Origin of the sequence: Leifsonia sp. YAF41 (genome assembly GCF_052113185.1) — a bacterium.
Classification (GTDB): Bacteria; Actinomycetota; Actinomycetes; order Actinomycetales; family Microbacteriaceae; genus Cryobacterium.
On record NZ_JBFRCS010000009.1, the window covers coordinates 476,036 to 493,338 of the forward strand.

At 64.7% G+C, this 17,303-nt stretch carries 14 protein-coding genes and 1 rRNA gene; 6 read left to right on the top strand and 9 right to left on the bottom strand.

The genetic code is table 11. The features are described from left to right. Positions 1 to 8: 8 nt before the first annotated feature. From AB4Y63_RS12830 to mtrA, 7 genes are all read right to left on the bottom strand, one after another. Complete coding sequence (locus AB4Y63_RS12830) at positions 9 to 458, bottom strand: DUF2871 domain-containing protein (RefSeq protein WP_441791434.1); 450 nt, start codon at positions 456 to 458, stop codon at positions 9 to 11. 154 nt (positions 459 to 612) lie between these two features. Further along, entirely contained in the window at positions 613 to 3,402 is a 2,790-nt protein-coding gene (secA, locus tag AB4Y63_RS12835; RefSeq protein ID WP_441791435.1) for a preprotein translocase subunit SecA, read from the bottom strand. A gap of 132 nt (positions 3,403 to 3,534) precedes the next feature. After that, entirely contained in the window at positions 3,535 to 4,236 is a 702-nt protein-coding gene (gene hpf / locus AB4Y63_RS12840) for a ribosome hibernation-promoting factor, HPF/YfiA family (protein ID WP_441791436.1), read from the bottom strand. An 86-nt stretch (positions 4,237 to 4,322) separates the two neighbouring features. After that, a complete protein-coding gene (locus AB4Y63_RS12845) occupies positions 4,323 to 5,060 on the bottom strand; it encodes a ComF family protein (RefSeq protein WP_441791437.1) in 738 nt (245 codons plus the stop codon). A gap of 89 nt (positions 5,061 to 5,149) precedes the next feature. Then, a complete protein-coding gene (locus tag AB4Y63_RS12850; protein WP_441791438.1) occupies positions 5,150 to 6,847 on the bottom strand; it encodes an LpqB family beta-propeller domain-containing protein in 1,698 nt (565 codons plus the stop codon). Beyond that, positions 6,840 to 8,504: an MtrAB system histidine kinase MtrB gene (gene mtrB / locus AB4Y63_RS12855; RefSeq protein WP_441791439.1), complete on the bottom strand. Its 1,665-nt coding sequence runs from the start codon at positions 8,502 to 8,504 to the stop codon at positions 6,840 to 6,842. Before mtrB ends, AB4Y63_RS12850 begins: the two co-directional genes overlap by 8 nt. Positions 8,505 to 8,509: 5 nt before the next feature. After that, complete coding sequence (gene mtrA / locus AB4Y63_RS12860) at positions 8,510 to 9,190, bottom strand: MtrAB system response regulator MtrA (RefSeq protein WP_441791440.1); 681 nt, start codon at positions 9,188 to 9,190, stop codon at positions 8,510 to 8,512. A 131-nt stretch (positions 9,191 to 9,321) separates the two neighbouring features. Between mtrA and AB4Y63_RS12865 the strand changes: the two genes are divergently transcribed. Genes AB4Y63_RS12865 through AB4Y63_RS12885 form a run of 5 tightly spaced genes read left to right on the top strand, consistent with a single transcriptional unit; the run spans position 9,322 to position 14,839 of the window. After that, positions 9,322 to 10,521, top strand: coding sequence for a hypothetical protein (locus AB4Y63_RS12865; RefSeq protein ID WP_441791441.1), 1,200 nt, complete (start codon positions 9,322 to 9,324; stop codon positions 10,519 to 10,521). A 2-nt stretch (positions 10,522 to 10,523) separates the two neighbouring features. Then, entirely contained in the window at positions 10,524 to 11,249 is a 726-nt protein-coding gene (locus AB4Y63_RS12870; RefSeq protein ID WP_441791442.1) for a DUF4129 domain-containing protein, read from the top strand. Next, complete coding sequence (locus tag AB4Y63_RS12875; RefSeq protein ID WP_441791443.1) at positions 11,246 to 12,547, top strand: DUF4350 domain-containing protein; 1,302 nt, start codon at positions 11,246 to 11,248, stop codon at positions 12,545 to 12,547. Before AB4Y63_RS12870 ends, AB4Y63_RS12875 begins: the two co-directional genes overlap by 4 nt. Positions 12,548 to 12,550: 3 nt before the next feature. Further along, positions 12,551 to 13,522 (top strand): AAA family ATPase, encoded by a 972-nt coding sequence (locus AB4Y63_RS12880; RefSeq protein WP_441791444.1) that lies wholly within the window; start codon positions 12,551 to 12,553, stop codon positions 13,520 to 13,522. A 9-nt stretch (positions 13,523 to 13,531) separates the two neighbouring features. Next, entirely contained in the window at positions 13,532 to 14,839 is a 1,308-nt protein-coding gene (locus tag AB4Y63_RS12885; RefSeq protein ID WP_441791445.1) for a DUF58 domain-containing protein, read from the top strand. A gap of 54 nt (positions 14,840 to 14,893) precedes the next feature. Here the strand turns inward: AB4Y63_RS12885 and AB4Y63_RS12890 are convergent, their stop codons facing one another. Next, positions 14,894 to 15,889, bottom strand: coding sequence for a stage II sporulation protein M (locus AB4Y63_RS12890; protein ID WP_441791462.1), 996 nt, complete (start codon positions 15,887 to 15,889; stop codon positions 14,894 to 14,896). 16 nt (positions 15,890 to 15,905) lie between these two features. On the opposite strand from AB4Y63_RS12890, the gene AB4Y63_RS12895 reads away from it, so the two are divergent. After that, on the top strand, positions 15,906 to 16,760 hold the full coding sequence (locus AB4Y63_RS12895) for an RDD family protein (RefSeq protein ID WP_441791446.1): 855 nt from the start codon (positions 15,906 to 15,908) through the stop codon (positions 16,758 to 16,760). A gap of 452 nt (positions 16,761 to 17,212) precedes the next feature. On the opposite strand, the gene rrf is transcribed toward AB4Y63_RS12895, so the two are convergent. Continuing rightward, positions 17,213 to 17,303, bottom strand: a 5S ribosomal RNA gene (gene rrf / locus AB4Y63_RS12900); the annotation flags it as partial.

Here is a 17,303-nt window from a genome sequence, read left to right on the forward strand (position 1 = left end):
CGCGGGAGCTACTTCGACGACGCTGCGTTCGCTGTCAACGGCTCGGCGACGTCGGGCTGTGCGACCAAGCGAGCGCGAAGGGCCAGAAACAACAGCACCATTCCGACTGACAGAAGAATGTGGCCGAGCCCGGCGATTCCCGCAATGGCGCTGTTCGATTCCTGTCCGACGACGGTCAGGGAACCATGTACCGCGAGCATTGCCGAGGTGAGAATGAGACCCGCGTTGTAGACCCAGAAAAACCAGTTGAAGAGCGGGCTGCGCGACAGCGTGAACTGCTTCTCGAGAATGAGCACGATGAGCAAGACGATGAAGCCCAGGGTGAGCAGGTGAGTGTGCACCAGACCGAGTTGGGTCTGGCCGGTGAAGTCATTCGCCTTGGTGAATTCCCGGTAGTACAGGCCGGAGAGCACACCAAGCACCATGTAGCTGAACGAGGCATAGAAGAGTTTCATCATGCCTCCTAGTCTGACCCGGCCCGGCGGGCCGCCGCATCGGTCAAAAGTTGCAGAACTGGCGACCGCTGTCGGAGAGCCGGAGAGCCGAATGCGCTCAGCTTAAACACGCGAGCCGGTGGCCTGTTCAGGCCACCGGCTCATTCATTTCCTCGTGCTACTTCTTCTTGCGACGATCAGCTCGGTTGACCGGAGCCTCGGCGGGGGCCGTCTGTCCGAAAGCACCGCGCTGGGCCGGCGCTGCCGGAGCCTCAGCCTCGGCGGGGGCCGGGGCCGCGGCGCGACGAGCCCGATCCGTTGCCGCCTGCTGAATCTGACCGCGCTGGTTGCGCACTTCGACTCCGCCGGAATCGCTCGGAGCCGTGTAGCTGAGCTTCTCCTCAGCCGTTTCGGCGGGAGTGAGGCCCTTGGCCGCGACGACCGGCCCGGCGACGGCGTCTGCGCCCTGGCTGACCTCGACCTCGAGGTTGAACAAGAAGCCGACGGTCTCCTCGCGGATCTGCCCCATCATCTGCTGGAACATCGCGTAGCCTTCACGCTGGTACTCGACCAGCGGGTCGCGCTGCGCCATAGCGCGCAGTCCGATGCCATCCTTCAGGTAGTCCATCTCGTAGAGGTGGTCTCGCCAGCGGCGATCGATGACCGAGAGAACGACGCGACGCTCGAGCTCGCGCATAGCGGGAGATCCGAGGGACTCTTCGCGCTTCTGGTAGGCGAGCTTGGCATCCGAGAGGATTTCTCGGCGCATGAAGTCGCGGTTGATCTTGCCGCGGCTTCCGGCCTCGGTGACGACCTCATCGATCGTGACTCCGACGGGGTATAGGGTCTTCAGCTCGGTCCACAGGGCGTCGAAGTCCCAGTCGTCGCCGTTGCCCTCTCCGGTGTGCACCTCGAGCACCTCGTCAATAACCTGTTCGAGGAACTTCTGCGTGCGCTCGTGCAGGTCGTCGCCCTCGAGGATGTGTCGGCGGTCGCTGTAGATCGCTTCACGCTGACGGTTCAACACATCGTCGTACTTGAGCACGTTCTTGCGAATCTCGGCGTTGCGGCCTTCGACCTGCGACTGAGCACTGCGGATGGCCCGGCTGACGATCTTTGATTCGATGGCGAGGTCGTCGGGAACGCCCTGGCGTCCCATCAATGCCTCAGCACCGCCGGCGTTGAACAGGCGCATCAGGTCGTCGGTCAGCGACAGATAGAAGCGGCTCTCTCCCGGGTCGCCCTGACGCCCGCTGCGTCCGCGCAGCTGGTTGTCGATTCGACGCGACTCGTGACGTTCGGTGCCGAGCACGTAGAGTCCGCCGGCCGCGATGACCTTTTCGGCCTCCTCGTCGACACCGGACTTGACGTCGGCGAACACGTCGTCCCAAGCCGTCTCGTACTCGTCGGGGGTTTCAACAGGGCTGAGGCCCTTCGCGTTCATCGCTGCAACGGCGAGGAACTCCGCGTTGCCGCCAAGCATCACGTCGGTGCCACGTCCAGCCATGTTCGTGGCGACGGTCACCGAACCGAGTCGGCCGGCCTGGGCAACGATCGCTGCCTCACGCGCGTGGTTCTTCGCGTTGAGGACCTCGTGGCGCACGCCCTTCTTGGCCAACAAGCGGGAGAGGTATTCGCTCTTCTCGACGCTCGTCGTTCCGACCAGAACCGGCTGCCCCTTCTCGTGGCGCGCGACGATGTCCTCGACGACCTGGTTGAACTTGGCTTCTTCGTTCTTGTACACGAGGTCCGACTGGTCGATGCGCTGCATCGGCTTGTTCGTCGGGATGGGAACCACGCCGAGCTTGTACGTGCTCATGAATTCGGCAGCCTCGGTCTCGGCGGTACCGGTCATGCCGGACAGCTTGGAGTAGAGACGGAAGTAGTTCTGCAGGGTGACGGTGGCGAGGGTCTGGTTCTCGGCCTTGACCGCGACGCCTTCCTTGGCCTCGATCGCCTGGTGGATGCCTTCGTTGTAGCGGCGCCCCATCAAGATACGGCCGGTGTGCTCGTCAACGATCAGCACCTCGCCGTTCATCACGACGTAGTCCTTGTCTTTCTTGAACAGCGCGTTGGCCTTGATCGCGTTGTTGAGGAACGAGATCAGCGGCGTGTTCGCCGACTCGTACAGGTTGTCGATGCCGAGGTAGTCCTCGACCTTTTCGATGCCGGGTTCGAGCACGCCGATGGTGCGCTTCTTCTCGTCGACCTCGAAGTCTTCGTCCGGAACAAGGCGCTTGGCCAGGCTGGCGAATTCGGTGAACCAGCGGTTCGCCTCGCCCGATGCGGGGCCGGAGATAATGAGCGGCGTGCGAGCCTCGTCGATGAGAATCGAGTCGACCTCATCGACGATGGCGAAGTAGTGCCCGCGCTGCACCATGTCGGAGGTCTGCCACGCCATGTTGTCGCGCAGGTAGTCGAAACCGAACTCATTGTTGGTTCCATAGGTGATGTCAGCGGCGTACATCTCACGACGCTGCTCCGGGGTCTGACCGGACACGATGCATCCAGTCGTCATCCCGAGGGCGCGGAAGACGCGCCCCATCAGCTCGCTCTGGTAGCTCGCCAGGTAGTCGTTGACGGTGATCACGTGCACACCGCGGCTGGTGATGGCGTTCAAGTACGCGGCTGTCGTCGCGACGAGAGTCTTGCCTTCACCGGTCTTCATCTCGGCGATGTTGCCGAGGTGCAACGCTGCCCCGCCCATCAGCTGTACGTCGAAGTGACGCAAGCCGAGGGTGCGGGTGGAGGCCTCACGCACAGCGGCGAAGGCCTCCGGCAGCAAATCATCGAGCGACTCCCCGTTCGAGTAGCGCTCGCGCAGGGTCGTCGTCTCGTTCTTCAGTTCCTCGTCGCTGAGGCCCTTGAAGTCTTCCTCGAGCGCGTTGATCGCCTTGGCGTAGTTCTCGAGACGACGCAGGATGCGTCCCTCTCCTACACGAAGAACCTTTTCAAGAATTGAGGCCACGAATGCACTCCACTAGTCGTCACGGCGCAAGCCACGCCTGTCGTCCGGTCGGACGCCATGTTTTATTGCCGGCACAGCCTGCTACCGACACAGCGCGCCGACACAGCCGGCAACTTTAGCAATGCTACTTGGTCAGATGCTGCGACTGCTGGCAGCTGCCTCCCGCAGTTCCGATTCCTCTGAGACTTCGCCCAGTTCGATGACGCCGTAATCCCAACCCTTCCGGCGGTAGACCACACTGGGTCGCAGCGACGTCGCATCCTGAAAGAGATAGAAGTCGTGTCCGACGAGTTCCATGAAATAGAGCGCGTCATCGACGGTCATGGGCGCGGCCTCGAACACCTTGCGCCGGATCACGACCGGGCTGTACACCTCTTCAATCTCTTCGCCTTCGGCTTCACTGCCGACAACGGGAATCGACCCTGTGCGTACCCGTTCCAGTGTTTCGCTGGTGGCCGGGGTGATGTCAACGACGCTGAAGCCGTTTGCCGACGCATCGTGAAGCGAGGTCGGGCGGTGAGCGCCACCACGATGCACCTTCTTGCGGTCTTTCGCGCGGCGAACTCGTTCGAGAAGTCGACCGAGAGCAACGTCGAATGCCGCGTACTTGTCGGATCCATCTGCTTCAGCCCGCACGAGCGGACCCTTGCCAATGAGTGTGAGTTCTACTCGATCGGGGCCGGTCGCACCGTTCTTTTCGCTGTGCCGACTGACCTTGATTTCAAGAGCGAGGGCCTTGTCGGCCAGCGCCGCGATCTTCTCTGCCTTCTCGGTCGCGTATTCGCGAAACCGATCGGTGATCCCTAGATTTCGTCCGACGATGATAGTTTCCATGACGACCTCCAGATCTGGCGAATCGCCCAAATCCGGGCGATTGTTTCGCGCCTTTAGGACCACCGTAGCGGGGCTTGAGAGATAAGTCACAGCATTTGCGGAACAGTTTCCTGTGAGTGCTGCGTGAGGGGATGACGGCGTCGAGTTTCAGCGAGCGTCGCACATCCGACAACCCGCCCTCCGCCGGCCGCAATGGCACGCTGCGCCTCCCGGAGCGTGGCACCGGTTGTCAGGATGTCATCCACGATCAGAAAGTCCTGGCCGTCGAGCCGACCGCGAGCCACGAGCGAGAGGTGCTTGTTGAGGCTCCGTTCGGCGACGCCGAGACCAACCTGATCACGACTGATGCCGCGCTGTCGGAGGACGTTGCTCGCAACGATGCCTCCGTGGGCAAGGAGCAGCCCGACGGGGCTGAAGCCCCGCTGGCGCCAGGCAACTGACGACGACGGAATCGTCGCCACCCGCACCCCGCGTGCCCGGTCTTCGTGGGAGTGGGAGCCGGCCTGCGCCATGGCATCCAACGACTCGTCGGCGGCGAGCGCCGCCCGCACCGCACTCTGGAGCGCCACGGCCAGAATCGGCGCGACATCGGTTCTCCCGCCATCCTTGTATGCGGCGATCACTCGCCGGGCTTCATCGGCATATTCGAGAGCCGACCAGACCGTCAGTGTGCCCCTGGACACCGTGTGGACACGCGGTCGCACGCTGTACCGGCAGGCGGCACAGATTCCACGGTCAGGCCGCCCACAGCCGGCACAGGCGGTCGGCACCACCACGGCGAACGCGTCGAGGAGCGGCCCAGAGAAGATGTCGCGCAGGTTCACGACGCCAGGTTCCCGCACGGGAAGCGCCGGCTGCGGGCCCGCAGCTCATCCGTGGAGAACCGCTGCCGGGCTGCGAGTGGTGAGGGCGGTTAGAGGAGCCCCTGCTGCGTCGCGATCAGCGCCACGTGATCGATTCGTTGCTGCCAGCCGCTCCCCCACTGCACCTGCAGCCCCTGGTCGACCGAAAGTGCTCGAAGATCGCGCAGCGTGTTCCCGCCCGTGATCGAGACGCTGTGCGGGGCCGGCTCGAGAGGGGTGCGCACGCCGCCGATCTCCTGCGCGACGATTTGTTCCGTTCCTGTCGGAGTGACCGTCAGCGAGGCGACGGTGACGTCGTCGATCCAGGTTGCGCCCAGTGGGGTGCCCGGAGCAGCGGCGAGCGTGACCGGCTCGCCGAGAGCAACGGGAATCCCCTTGTCGCGGCTGATCGCCGCGACGACGAACCGCACATCGGCGCCGGTGCTCAGCAGGGCGATGAGCCGGCTTCCGTCCCGGGAGACCACGAGCGAGGTGATCGAAGTCGCGTCCTGCCAATTCGTCGGCACGGCGACCGACTCACCACTCGGCGTGTAGGCAAAGAGCTCAGCGGGGCGATCAGCCGGTACCGACCACACCATGTTGAAGGGGTCCACCGACGGGGCGATGAGGTTCGCGCGCGGATCCAACAGTCTCGCCGGCGCGCCGGCAGGGATTCCGTAGACGCCTCCGTCGGCGAGCGCCGTCGCGAAATCTTGCCCGGCAGCGAGTGTGACTGCTTTCGGCTTCAGCGTCGCGATACTGTCCGACAGACCGCTGACCGGGGTCAGCGAGCTTCCTGTGGCGCCCAAGAACCCGAACTCGTCGTTGCGAAGAATCAGCGCCCTGGCGTCACCGCGCGGGTTCACAATCGGAGCAGCATCGCCGAGATCGCCGATGTCCTGCGAGTTGTGGTTGATGGTGATCGTCACCGAGAGCCCAGACGGCAAACTGTTCGTCAGCTGTGCCTTCATGCGTTGCAGCGTGACGCGTTCCGCGTTCAATGCCTCGTTGTTCAGGTCGACCTGGGCCACGCGTGCAACCACCTGCACGGCGTCGGCGGTGAGTTTTGTTCCTTCAGGGAAGGCTGTGGTCACCGCGGGCGCCAGCCATGGGCTGGGGCCGGCAAGCACGGCGTTCACGATCTTGGTCGGAGCGGATGCGCCTCGCGGGAACCATCGCAGATCGGGCACGAGATAGGTGAAGGTCGGATCGTAGAAATAGATCTCCTGCGAGCTGAAGACGTCGCGGAAGGTGTTCTGATCGATCACGATTCCGTTGGGCGGTTGGCTGATTCGCCACTGGCCTTCGACGAGCACGAAGTGGTAGAGCAGGGTGACCGGGGCAGACGACCCGACCTCACGGTATTCACCTTTCTCGTTGACTTCCGCCACCGGTTTCACCGAGAACTGCATCGCCATGTCGTCGACGACTTGAATCACCCGGCCGCTTCCGTCGTCGACGGTCACTCCAGCATCCGGCGCCCAGGACGTACTGTCGGCCGGGGCGAGAAATTTACGGGCGATGGCGTAGTTGTTCTCCGGGCTCGATGCGGCGTCGATGAAACCGCGCAGAATCGATTCCTGGCTCGCGTTCTTCTCGGGGCCGGACGGAAGAAAGACCGGGTTGAGCGTGTCGCCGGGTGGGGCTGCGGCCCCGGCCTGCACTTCTCCGGAACGCGGAATACCCGAACATCCGGCGAGCAGCGTCACGGCGAGAACGGCAAGTGCGCCCCACGCCCGAAGGCGGGAACGGCGAGGAGCGTCAGACATTGGTGCCCTCCGTCGTCTTTCCGTCAAGCAGAAGGCCGGGAGGCATCTCGCCGACCAGCCCCTCATCGGGCGTCAGCGGGAGCGGGGAGTCGGTGAGCGTGTCACGTGAACGTCGCGGGAGGGTCAGCCTGAAGCAGGATCCGTCGCCGGGGCTCGACCAGACTTGCAACCAGCCGCCATGCACCGTCGCATCCTCGAGCGAAATTGCCAAGCCCAGTCCGGTTCCGCCGATCGTGCGCTGACGTGATGGATCTGCCCGCCAGAACCGGTCAAAGACATGGGCGACGTCGGCGTCGGTCATCCCCAGCCCGAAGTCGCGCACCGAGAGCGCGACGGCGGTCGCGTTGCTGTCGACAGAGACCACCACGGGTTTGCCCTCACCATGCTCAATCGCGTTTCCGATGAGGTTGTGCAAGATACGACGGATGCGACGCGGGTCGACCTCGGCGTTGAGGTGCCCACCGGGCGCGACGAGCCTGAGTTCGGTGCCCTTCGATTCGGCGAGGGAGCGCATGCTGTCGATCGCATCCTCGGCCAGGTGCACCAAGTTCGTGGGTTCAGCTTCGACCTGCACCGAACCGGCGTCATAGCGGCTGATTTCCAGAAGATCGCCGAGCAGCAGTTCGAACCGTTCAACCTGCGTGTGAAGCAGTTCGGCGGTGCGTTCGGTCGCCGGCGGAAAGCTGGCGCGCTGATCGTAGAGCACCGACCCGGCCAGGCGGATCGTGGTCAGGGGGGTGCGCAATTCGTGCGACACGTCGGAGACGAATCGTTGTTGCACCTCCGACAGGTCGGCCAGCTTTTTGATCTGACTCTGCAGGCTGTCCGCCATGCCGTTGAACGAGCGCGCCAACGTTGCGATGACGTCCTCACCCTTCTCCGGGATCCGGACAGCAAGATCACCGGACGCCAAGCGCTGGCTGGTTTCGGCGGCGACCCGGATCGGCGTCACGACGAAACGCACGACAATCCAGGTGACCGCCCCGATCAGCAGCATCAGCGCCACTGCCGCGATGAGCAGCGTTCGCTGCACGAAGAGGAGCGTGCCCTCGGCTTCTTGCAGGCTGTAGCCGATGTACAGCTCATAGCCCCCGGCAACCGGAACCGAAATTTGCGAGCCGACGACGATCCCGGGATAGTCCTGGCCGTCGTCGTTCGACAGAGTCACCGACTGCCAAAACTGTTCACCGGAATTCGCCCGCACCGCTTCACGCAGCTCGGGAGAGATGACGTCGGTCGATTCGCCGAACGTCGACGAGTCCTGCGGGATCACCGACGACGCTTCCTGCCCCGGAACCCGGAGAACGGCGATCAGCCGGCTGGACGAGGTAGCCGTGATCAGGGTGCGGGCGGATCCGAGCAGAGCCTGCACCTGCACGCGATCTGCGGCATCCGACGAATCCAGAATTCCCTGCGCCGCTGTCGTGGCCCGATTCGACTCCAGCAACACCTGGTTCAGCCGCGACTGGAACAGGTCGTTTCCGATGCTGACTGACATGTAAACGCCGACGAGCAGGATGGCCAGGCCCGACAGCACGACGGTGATGCCGACGGTGCGGAACTGTAGAGACGACCGCCATAACGCAGCAACCCGACGGAACCAGGTTCGGCCGCCCAGCGCCACCGGGGTGCGCGCAGCCGTTGGTCGCGCAAACATTGCTGTTATCCGACCGCGCCGGCCCGATAGCCGACACCACGCACCGTCATGACGATACGTGGGTTGTCCGGGTCGTCCTCGACCTTGGCCCGCAATCGCTGGACGTGCACGTTGACGAGGCGGGTATCCGCCTTGTAGTGATAGCCCCAGACTTGTTCGAGTAGCATTTCGCGCGTGAACACCTGCTGCGGTTTCGAGGCCAGGGCCAGAAGCAGATCGAACTCGAGCGGCGTCAGGTTGATGCGCTGGTCGCCCCGTCGCACTTCGTGTCCGGCAGCATCGACGACCAAGTCGCCGATGTGTAGATTCGCCGACGAGACGACGGCGGCCGGGCGGAGTCGTGTCCGGATGCGAGCGACGAGTTCCTTGGGGTTGAACGGCTTGACCATATAGTCGTCTGCACCGGATTCGAGCCCCTTGACGACATCGGTCGTGTCGGACTTCGCCGTCAACATGATGATGGGAGTTCCCGACTCCGCGCGGATCAGGCGGCAGACCTCGATCCCGTCAAGTCCGGGAAGCATCAGGTCAAGAAGCACCAGATCGGGCTTCGTCTCGTGGAAGGCTCCGAGCGCGAGCGCGCCGTCCGCACAGAAGTGAGTGTCGAAGCCCTCACCGTTCAAGACGATGCCGATCATTTCCGCCAGCGCGGGGTCATCATCGACAACTAATATGCGTGCGCTCATTCATCCGTTTTCGCTTGAGGCCCCCTGGTCAGGCGGCAACTCCTGTAATCTCTGGCCTCAGCGTAGCCGAGTACTGCTCCGGAACGCCTCGGAACATGCTTCGAGTGCGCTGGTGTGCCAGCATGGGTGACGTGACGGACCCGCAGAACTGGCAATCACCCACCCCCGGCCCCTCGGCGGCCCCGGCCGGAGCAGGGCCGGACGCGCCTCGCTACGGGGAGTTTGCGGCTCCCGCCGGTGGATTTCCCCCGCCGTCGGGCGCACCGCACGGCTGGACCCCGCCGCCGAAGCCCGGATTGATCCCACTTCGACCTCTCGGGTTCGGCGCTCTGCTTGCCGCACCGTTCCAGGTTCTGAAACGCAATCCGAAGGCGACGTTCGGAAGCGCGCTCCTCGTTCAGGCGGCCAGCCTGATCATTTCGTTGCTCACCATCGGGCTCGTCACCTACTTCGCTGTGGGACGGATCGATTCCGCTCCGCTGGACGAACGGGATACCGTCTCGGCCGGTGCCACCCTCACCATCCTTCTGTCGGCGATCCTCCCGATCGCGCTTTCGGTTATCGCGTCGGCTCTGCTCCAGGGCGTGATCGTGCTCGAAGTGGCCCGCGCGACTCTCGGTGAGAAGCTTCGACTCGCCGTTCTCTGGCGCACGGCCGGCCGCAGGCTGTGGACGCTGGTGCTCTGGACGCTGGTTCTCTCCGCAGCGCTGCTCGTCGGAGTCGGACTGATCGCCGGACTCGTCGCCGTGTTCGCAGTTCTCGGCGGAATGTGGATCGCACTCGCCGTAGTGATCGGCATTCTCGGCGGACTGGGTCTGGCCGTCATCGGTGTGTGGCTGTTTACCCGCACCTCGCTCGTGCCCAGCCTGATTGTGCTCGAGCGGCTCAGCATCCGTCAGGCGGTTCGTCGTTCCTGGTCGCTGACGATCGGCTACTTCTGGCGCACCTTCGGAGTGCAGTTTCTGGTCGCAGCAATCGTCAACGTGATCACCCAGGTCGTCGTGACTCCGTTGACGTTTCTGTTCTCGATCAGCTTCTCACTCGTTGACCCGAATGCGGCGATCGACAGTTTCGTGCCGTCCGCCATCCTCTACGTCGTCATCCTTCTTGTCTCACTCGTTCTCGGGGCAGTCGCCGCCGTTATCCAATCGGCAATAACCGCGCTCATCTACATCGACCTGCGGATGCGCAAAGAGGGCCTCGACCTCGAGCTGGCGCGGTTCGTCGAGGCCGCGCACTCTGGCGCGCCTGGGTCGGCCTCACTCCCTGACCCGTATCTTCCGGTCACAATGCAGACTCAGAGTTTCCCGCCCGGTTGGGGCTCGCACTGAGCATGATCGCGATCAGCGGGGTGGTTGACGCGACATTCACAGGCTGGTCAGAAACGTTTCGGCGTGCCGACATCCCGGTAGACCCCAGCGCGCCGGAGGCACGGCAGTGGCTGAACGAAGAATTGGCCAAGGCCCCCTACCAGGCAGCCAAACCGACCTGGTTCGACCGCTTATCCCAGGCGTTTTTCGACTGGGTCCAGTCGTTGACCGTCCCGTCCGGCGAGGGGCTCGGCGCGTGGCTCCCCCTCATCGTGGCCGTCATCGTGGCAGCCCTCGTCGTCACGGCGTTTCTGATTTTCGGACTCCCCCGGCTGAACCGTCGCAGCAAGCCGACCTCCGTACTTTTTGGCGAGGATGATCACCGCTCGGCCGACATGATGAGAAAGTCAGCGCTCGCCTCCGCAACGACGGGCGAGTGGGGCCGTGCCTCCGAGGAGATGTTTCGGGCAATTGCCCGCGGGCTCTTCGAGCGAACGATCGTTCAATTGGCGCCGGGCACCACCGCGCATGACGTCGCCGCCGCTGCCGCGACCGCCTTTCCCAGCCACCGAACTCAGCTGGTCGAAGCGGCCGTGACGTTTGACCAGGTTCGCTATCTCGGAGCCGAGGGCACGGAATACGGATATACGTCCCTCGCCGACCTCGAAAGCGCGCTGCGCGGGGAACGGCCGATTCTGCCCGACCACAGCATTGCCCCGGATGACCACTCCCCGGTGGTGCCGTCATGACCGTCTCCACGGAACCAGCAGAGGCTGTCGCGGCGACTCGTCGGGCGCAGCGTCAGGCCGAGAGGCAGCAAGCTCCCCGACAGACCTCCTCGTCGACGCCCACGGTTCGCGCGGCCGGGCGACGCGCACTCTTCTGGGTACTGGCCGGTGCCGGTGCGGTGGTCGTTGCGATGGTCGCCTCTCTCATCGCCGGCGGCAGCTCGGTGGGGGGTGTGCCGTTGGCCGCGGGAAATCCGGCGCCCGCCGGAAGCCAGGCCCTCGTCGAGGTCTTGCGCCAGCAGGGGGTGAGCGTGCGCGTCGTCAACACTCTCGAGGAGGCCACCGCTGCGTTGTCGACGTCCGCCGACCCGACCCTGTTCTTCGCTGACGAAAACAGCTACCTGTCTTCCGATCAGCTCACTGAGTTGCTGCGCTTTCCCGCCCGCTCCGTGGTCGCGGCCCCTGACTTCACCTTTCTTGAGACGGCGGCGCCCGGTCTGGGATTCGGCGGCGTGAGCACCGCCGACACGCTGTCCGCCGAGTGCGCCGTGCCGGCTGCTCTCAAGGCCGGCACGCTGTCGCCCGGCGGGCAGACGCTTCGCATCACAGACGCAAGCATCGCTGCGACCGGGTGCTTCCCCAGCGGAGACGGTTCGTATTCGCTCGTCGAACTCGTTCACGATGACAAGACCCTCACCCTCGTCGCCCAGTCCGCCGTGTTCCAGAACGGCGAGATCGCCACGTTTGGCAACGCCGCCCTCGCTCTGAATCTGCTGGGCGAGAGCGAGAGCGTCGTCTGGTACCTCCCGACTCTGGCGGATATCCCCCGCACTGGTCCGCCATCGCTCGGCGCGCTGACCCCGGGCTGGGTGACCCCGGTGCTTGTGCTTCTGCTGCTCACCGCGCTCAGCGCCTTTGTCTGGCGTGGCCGCCGATTCGGCCCACTGGTCGCCGAGAACCTGCCGGTGACGGTCAGAGCCAACGAGACGATGGAGGGCCGCGCGCGACTCTACGCACGCAATTCTGCCCGGCTTCGTGCGATCGATGCCCTGCGTATCGGCACGCTCAGCCGACTGGCGACTCGACTTGGCCTCCCTCGCACCGCGCACTATTCGGAGATCATCGTCGCCGCTTCCGCGCTCACCGGCCAGAACGTCGCCGACGTGCGTGCAGTTCTGGTCGATGAGGTTCCGCACCACGACAGCGACCTCATCCGCCTGTCCGACCGTCTCACCGAGCTTGAGGCGCTGGTCGCACGAATGCTTCCCGGTAACACCCCACCTCCCACTTCGCCCACTCCCCCCACACGGAAGAATTGACAGATGACGACTCTCCTCGAAACAGATGAAACACTGCGTCAAGCCCTGGCTCAGGTGCGCGCTGAAGTCGGCAAAGCCGTCGTCGGGCAGGATGGTGCAGTCACCGGACTGATCATCGCCTTGTTGGCGCGCGGCCATGTTCTTCTGGAGGGCGTGCCGGGCGTCGCCAAGACGTTGCTGGTGCGATCGCTCAGCCATGCACTCAGCCTCGACACGAAGCGTGTTCAATTCACACCAGATCTGATGCCCGGAGATGTGACGGGCTCGCTGATCTACGATGCTCGGGCCGGCGAGTTCGAGTTTCGCCAGGGGCCGGTCTTCACGAACATCATGCTGGCGGATGAGATCAACCGCACGCCTCCGAAGACTCAGTCGGCCCTTCTTGAAGCGATGGAGGAACGTCAGGTCAGTGTCGACGGACGGTCGCTTCCGCTTCCCGAGCCGTTCATCGTCGCCGCCACCATGAACCCGATCGAGTATGAGGGAACCTACACTCTGCCCGAGGCGCAGCTCGACCGGTTCCTGCTGAAACTGGTGCTCGACCTGCCCGAGCGTGAGACCGAAGTCGAGGTGCTCCGCCGGCACTCGAACGGTTTCAATCCACGCGACCTGGCCGGCGCCGGGGTGACCGCCGTACTCGGCGCTGACGAACTCGCCCAAGCACAGCAGGCGGTGTCTGCCGTCGGCGCCAGTCCCGATGTCCTGGCGTATCTCGTCGATCTGGCCAGAGCGACCCGGCAAAGCCCGTCGGTGAAGTTGGGGGTGAGCCCGCGTGGCACGACCGCTCTGCTCGCGGCGGCCAAGGCCTGGGCCTGGCTGAACGGCTATCAGTCGATCACGCCCGATCACGTGCAGGCGATGGTGTTGCCGGTGTGGCGTCACCGCATCCAACTGCGGCCAGAGGCCGAGCTCGAGGGAATCGGCGTCGACGCCATTTTGCGCTCGATCCTGCAACAGGTTCAGGTTCCGATCTAGGTCGCGTCGATGACCGTCACCGGACGCTTCGTTCTTCTCGTCGCCCTCGGCGCCGTGCCAATTGTGCTGCTCGGAAACTCAGTTGAAGCCGCCGCCTCGGTGCTCGGCTGGTGGCTGCTCGGTGTGGCACTTCTCGGCGCCGTCGATCTGACTCTCGCCGCGTCGCCCCGCCAGCTGACGCTCCGCCGCATCCTTCCGACACGGGTGAGGCTCGGTGAGTCGGTCAACAGCGAGTTGTATCTCACCAACACCGGTAAGCGCCGTCTGCACGGCGTCGTGAGGGATGCCTGGCAGCCGTCGGCCGGCGCAGGAAACAATCGCAGCCGCGTCAGTATCCCGGTCGGCGAGAGGCGCCGCATCGTGATCACTCTGACGCCTTTTCGTCGCGGGGAACGGCGAGTCGGCGAGGTGACGGTGCGCTCCGTTGGCCCGCTGGGGCTGTGGGCCAGACAGGCCACGCTGGCCGCGCCCGGTCGCATCCGTGTACTGCCGCCCTTTCATTCCCGCAAGCATCTGCCGTCGCGCCTCGCGCGACTCAAGGAGCTCGACGGACGAACCAGCGTGATGGTGCGTGGGCAGGGCACCGAGTTCGATTCGCTGCGGGAGTACGTGCGGGGCGATGACGTGCGATCCATCGACTGGCGGGCAACGGCGCGACGCAACGATGTGATGGTGCGCACCTGGCGCCCGGAACGTGATCGTCGGGTCGTCATCGTGGTCGACACAGGGCGCACCGCTGCGGCCCGTGTCGATGACGAGCCGCGCCTTGACTCCTCCTTTGAGGCGTCGTTGCTCCTCGCCGCGCTCGCCTCGCGGGCCGGTGATCGCGTCGACTTTCTCGCCTACGACCGCCGCAGTCGCGGCCGGGTTCAGGGGGCGCAGGGCGCGGAGCTCCTCTCCCTGATGGTCGACACGATGGCCGTGATCGAACCCGAACTGATCGAGATGGACTGGTCTTCGGTGCCCGCACAGGTGCGGCAGATCACCAGCCAGCGGGCCCTGGTGATTCTGTTGACCTCGATCGATGCCGCCGGATCGTCGTCGGGTCTGCTCTCCGTGCTACCGCAGCTCACGCGCCGGCACACCGTGGTTGTGGCCTCGGTCACCGACCCCGGAGCAGCCGCCGCGATCGGCCGGCGTGCCCACCGCGACGAGGTGTACACGGCCGCGGCCGCCGAGCGAGCCCTGCTCGACGTCGCACGCGTGTCTGCCGCCATCCGTCAGCTCGGTGGTGAAGTCGTGACGGCTCCTCCGGCCGATCTCCCGCCGGCGCTCTCCGACCGGTACCTCGCGTTGAAAGCGGCCGGGCGTCTGTAACCGGCATCACCGGCCGACAGGCGATGATCCGGCCGCTCGGCCGGCTTCGACAGCTCAGCTGGCGTAGATGCGGCGGGCCCCAGCCTCGAACTCGCTGAGGTCTCCGGTCTCCCCGAGCCGCGTGGCCCGCTTACCGACCACGAGCATGTACACGAGGAAGAGCGCCAGCGCCAACGCGCCGATGCCGATCTTGATCGGCCACGGCCATGGCGCCGGGGTCACGAAGCCCTCGATCGCCCCGGACACGAGCAGCACGAAGACCAACCCGATCGCGACGGTGAACAGCGCTCGGGCGTCCTCGGCCAGCGCCTGGCCCCGCGTGCGGGCGCCGGGAGCAATCCACGCCCAGAAGATGCGGAGCCCTCCGGCTGCTGCGACGAAGATGGCCGTGAGCTCGAGCAGACCGTGCGGCAGGATGTAGAGAAAGAACACGTCGCCCTTGTCATAGGCGAACATCACTGCTGCATTGACGCCAAGATTCTGGGCATTCTGCAGCACGATGTACGGCACGTAGACGCCGAGAATCCCGAACGCAATGCACTGTGCGGCAATCCAGGCATTGTTCGTCCAGACTTGGCCGGCGAAGGATGCCGCAGGATTCGACGAGTAGTAGTCGACGAAATCATGGTTGGCCAGCTTTGCCAGCTGCTCGTCCGAACCGAAATTCGCAAGCACCTGAGGATTGCCGAGCGCCCAAGCCGCGTAGAGACCGGCGACGAGGAACGTCACGAGTGCGACAACGAGCGTGATCCAGCGCAGTCGGTACAACGCGGCAGGCAGCTGCAGCAGAAAGAACTGGGGAATCTGAGCCATCACATTTGCGCTCGCCCCGGTGAATCTCAGGCGAGCCCGCGACAACGATACTGACAGCCGGTCGCCCTGCAGCGTTGACCCCGCCGTAGTCTTCAACGCCGAAAGCTGGGTCGCTCCCGCCTGATAGCGGGCGATCAATTCGTCTGCTTGCTCCCCAGAGAGGGACCGTTGCGCGCCGAGTGCGGCAAGGCGGTCCCATTCGGCGCGGTGCGCGGCGGAGTAGGCGTCGAGATCCATCTGCTTCAATAGTGACATGGCGAAGCCCGCGGAGTCGGCAGTTCACGAAGAGAATGTCAGTGATGAGTACGAACTCATCACCGGCGAAGCCGTAGCGCTCGATGTCCGGCCCGCCGGCATCATTCTGCGCGGCGCCGGCACTCTCATCGACTGGGCTGCCTATCTACTGCTCTTCCTGCTCATCATGGTGATCTCGTTCTGGCTCCTCGCCGATGTGATGGATGACGCGCTCTCGAAAGCGCTCAGTATCGCCGGCCTCGTGTTCGCCATCCTGATCGTTCCGATGCTCGTCGAACGGGCGACCGGAGGTCGCTCACTCGGCAAACTGGCGATCGGCGCGCGCATCGTGCGCGACGACGGCGGTGCGATCGGATTGCGCCACGCGTTCATCCGCGCCTTGCTCGGTGTGCTGGAAATCTTCATGACCTTCGGGGGGATCGCCGCGACGGCAGGCCTGCTGAACAGCAAGTCGAAACGTCTCGGCGATCTGCTGGCCGGCACCTACAGTCAGCATGAGCGAGTCCCCCGCTCGGACGCAGCGGTGCTGCGTCTTCCCGCAGAGCTCACGGCCTGGGCGTTGACGGCGGATGTCGCCAAGTTGCCTGATCGGCTCGCTCGCCGGGTGTCGCAGTTTCTCGGCCAGGCCACCGCGCTGACGCCGTTTGCGAGACAGAAGCTCAGTGCTTCACTCGCTGAGGAAGTCGCCCCGTACGTGTCGCCAGTTCCGTCCGTCTCCCCCGAGACCTTCCTTCTGGGCGTGCAGGCGCTCCGCCGTGACCGCGAGTTCGCCGCTCTGAACCTTGAACAGGCTCAGCAGACCCGGCTCGCCCCCGTTCTGACCGGTTTGCCGCACGACTTCCCGAACCGCTGACAGGCACGCTGACAGGCACGCTGAGGCGCTTCCTCTCCTCGGGCGCATTGCCACCGGGCGGACCACGCGCAACGGCCCGACAGCAGCGGGTGCGCTGCCTCGGCCATGTGGCGATTTCGGCGCGTAGCGACTGGCGACTGGGGACTGGCACCTAGCGACTAGCGACTAGCGACTAGCGACTAGCGACTAGCGACTAGCGACTGGAGCCCAGCATTCCTGGCGTGGGGAATCCCCTCAGGCGTGGGGGTTTTCGCACGCCTCGCGGGATTCCCCACGCCAGGCCGCCGCGTTGTCTCGGCTGCAGGCTCCGTAGGCGACTTAACGCAATAAAGCCACCTCGTGGGGTGGCTGTGGCGCTGCATTACGGGCCCGCGGGGCCGGCCCTTGTGCGTACGGTCGTTAACGCAAGAAAGCCACCCCGTGGGGTGGCTTTCTTGGTGTTGCTAAGTTAAGTCCGGCGGTGTCCTACTCTCCCACAGGGTCCCCCCTGCAGTACCATCGGCGCTGAGAGTCTTAGCTTCCGGGTTCGGAATGTGACCGGGC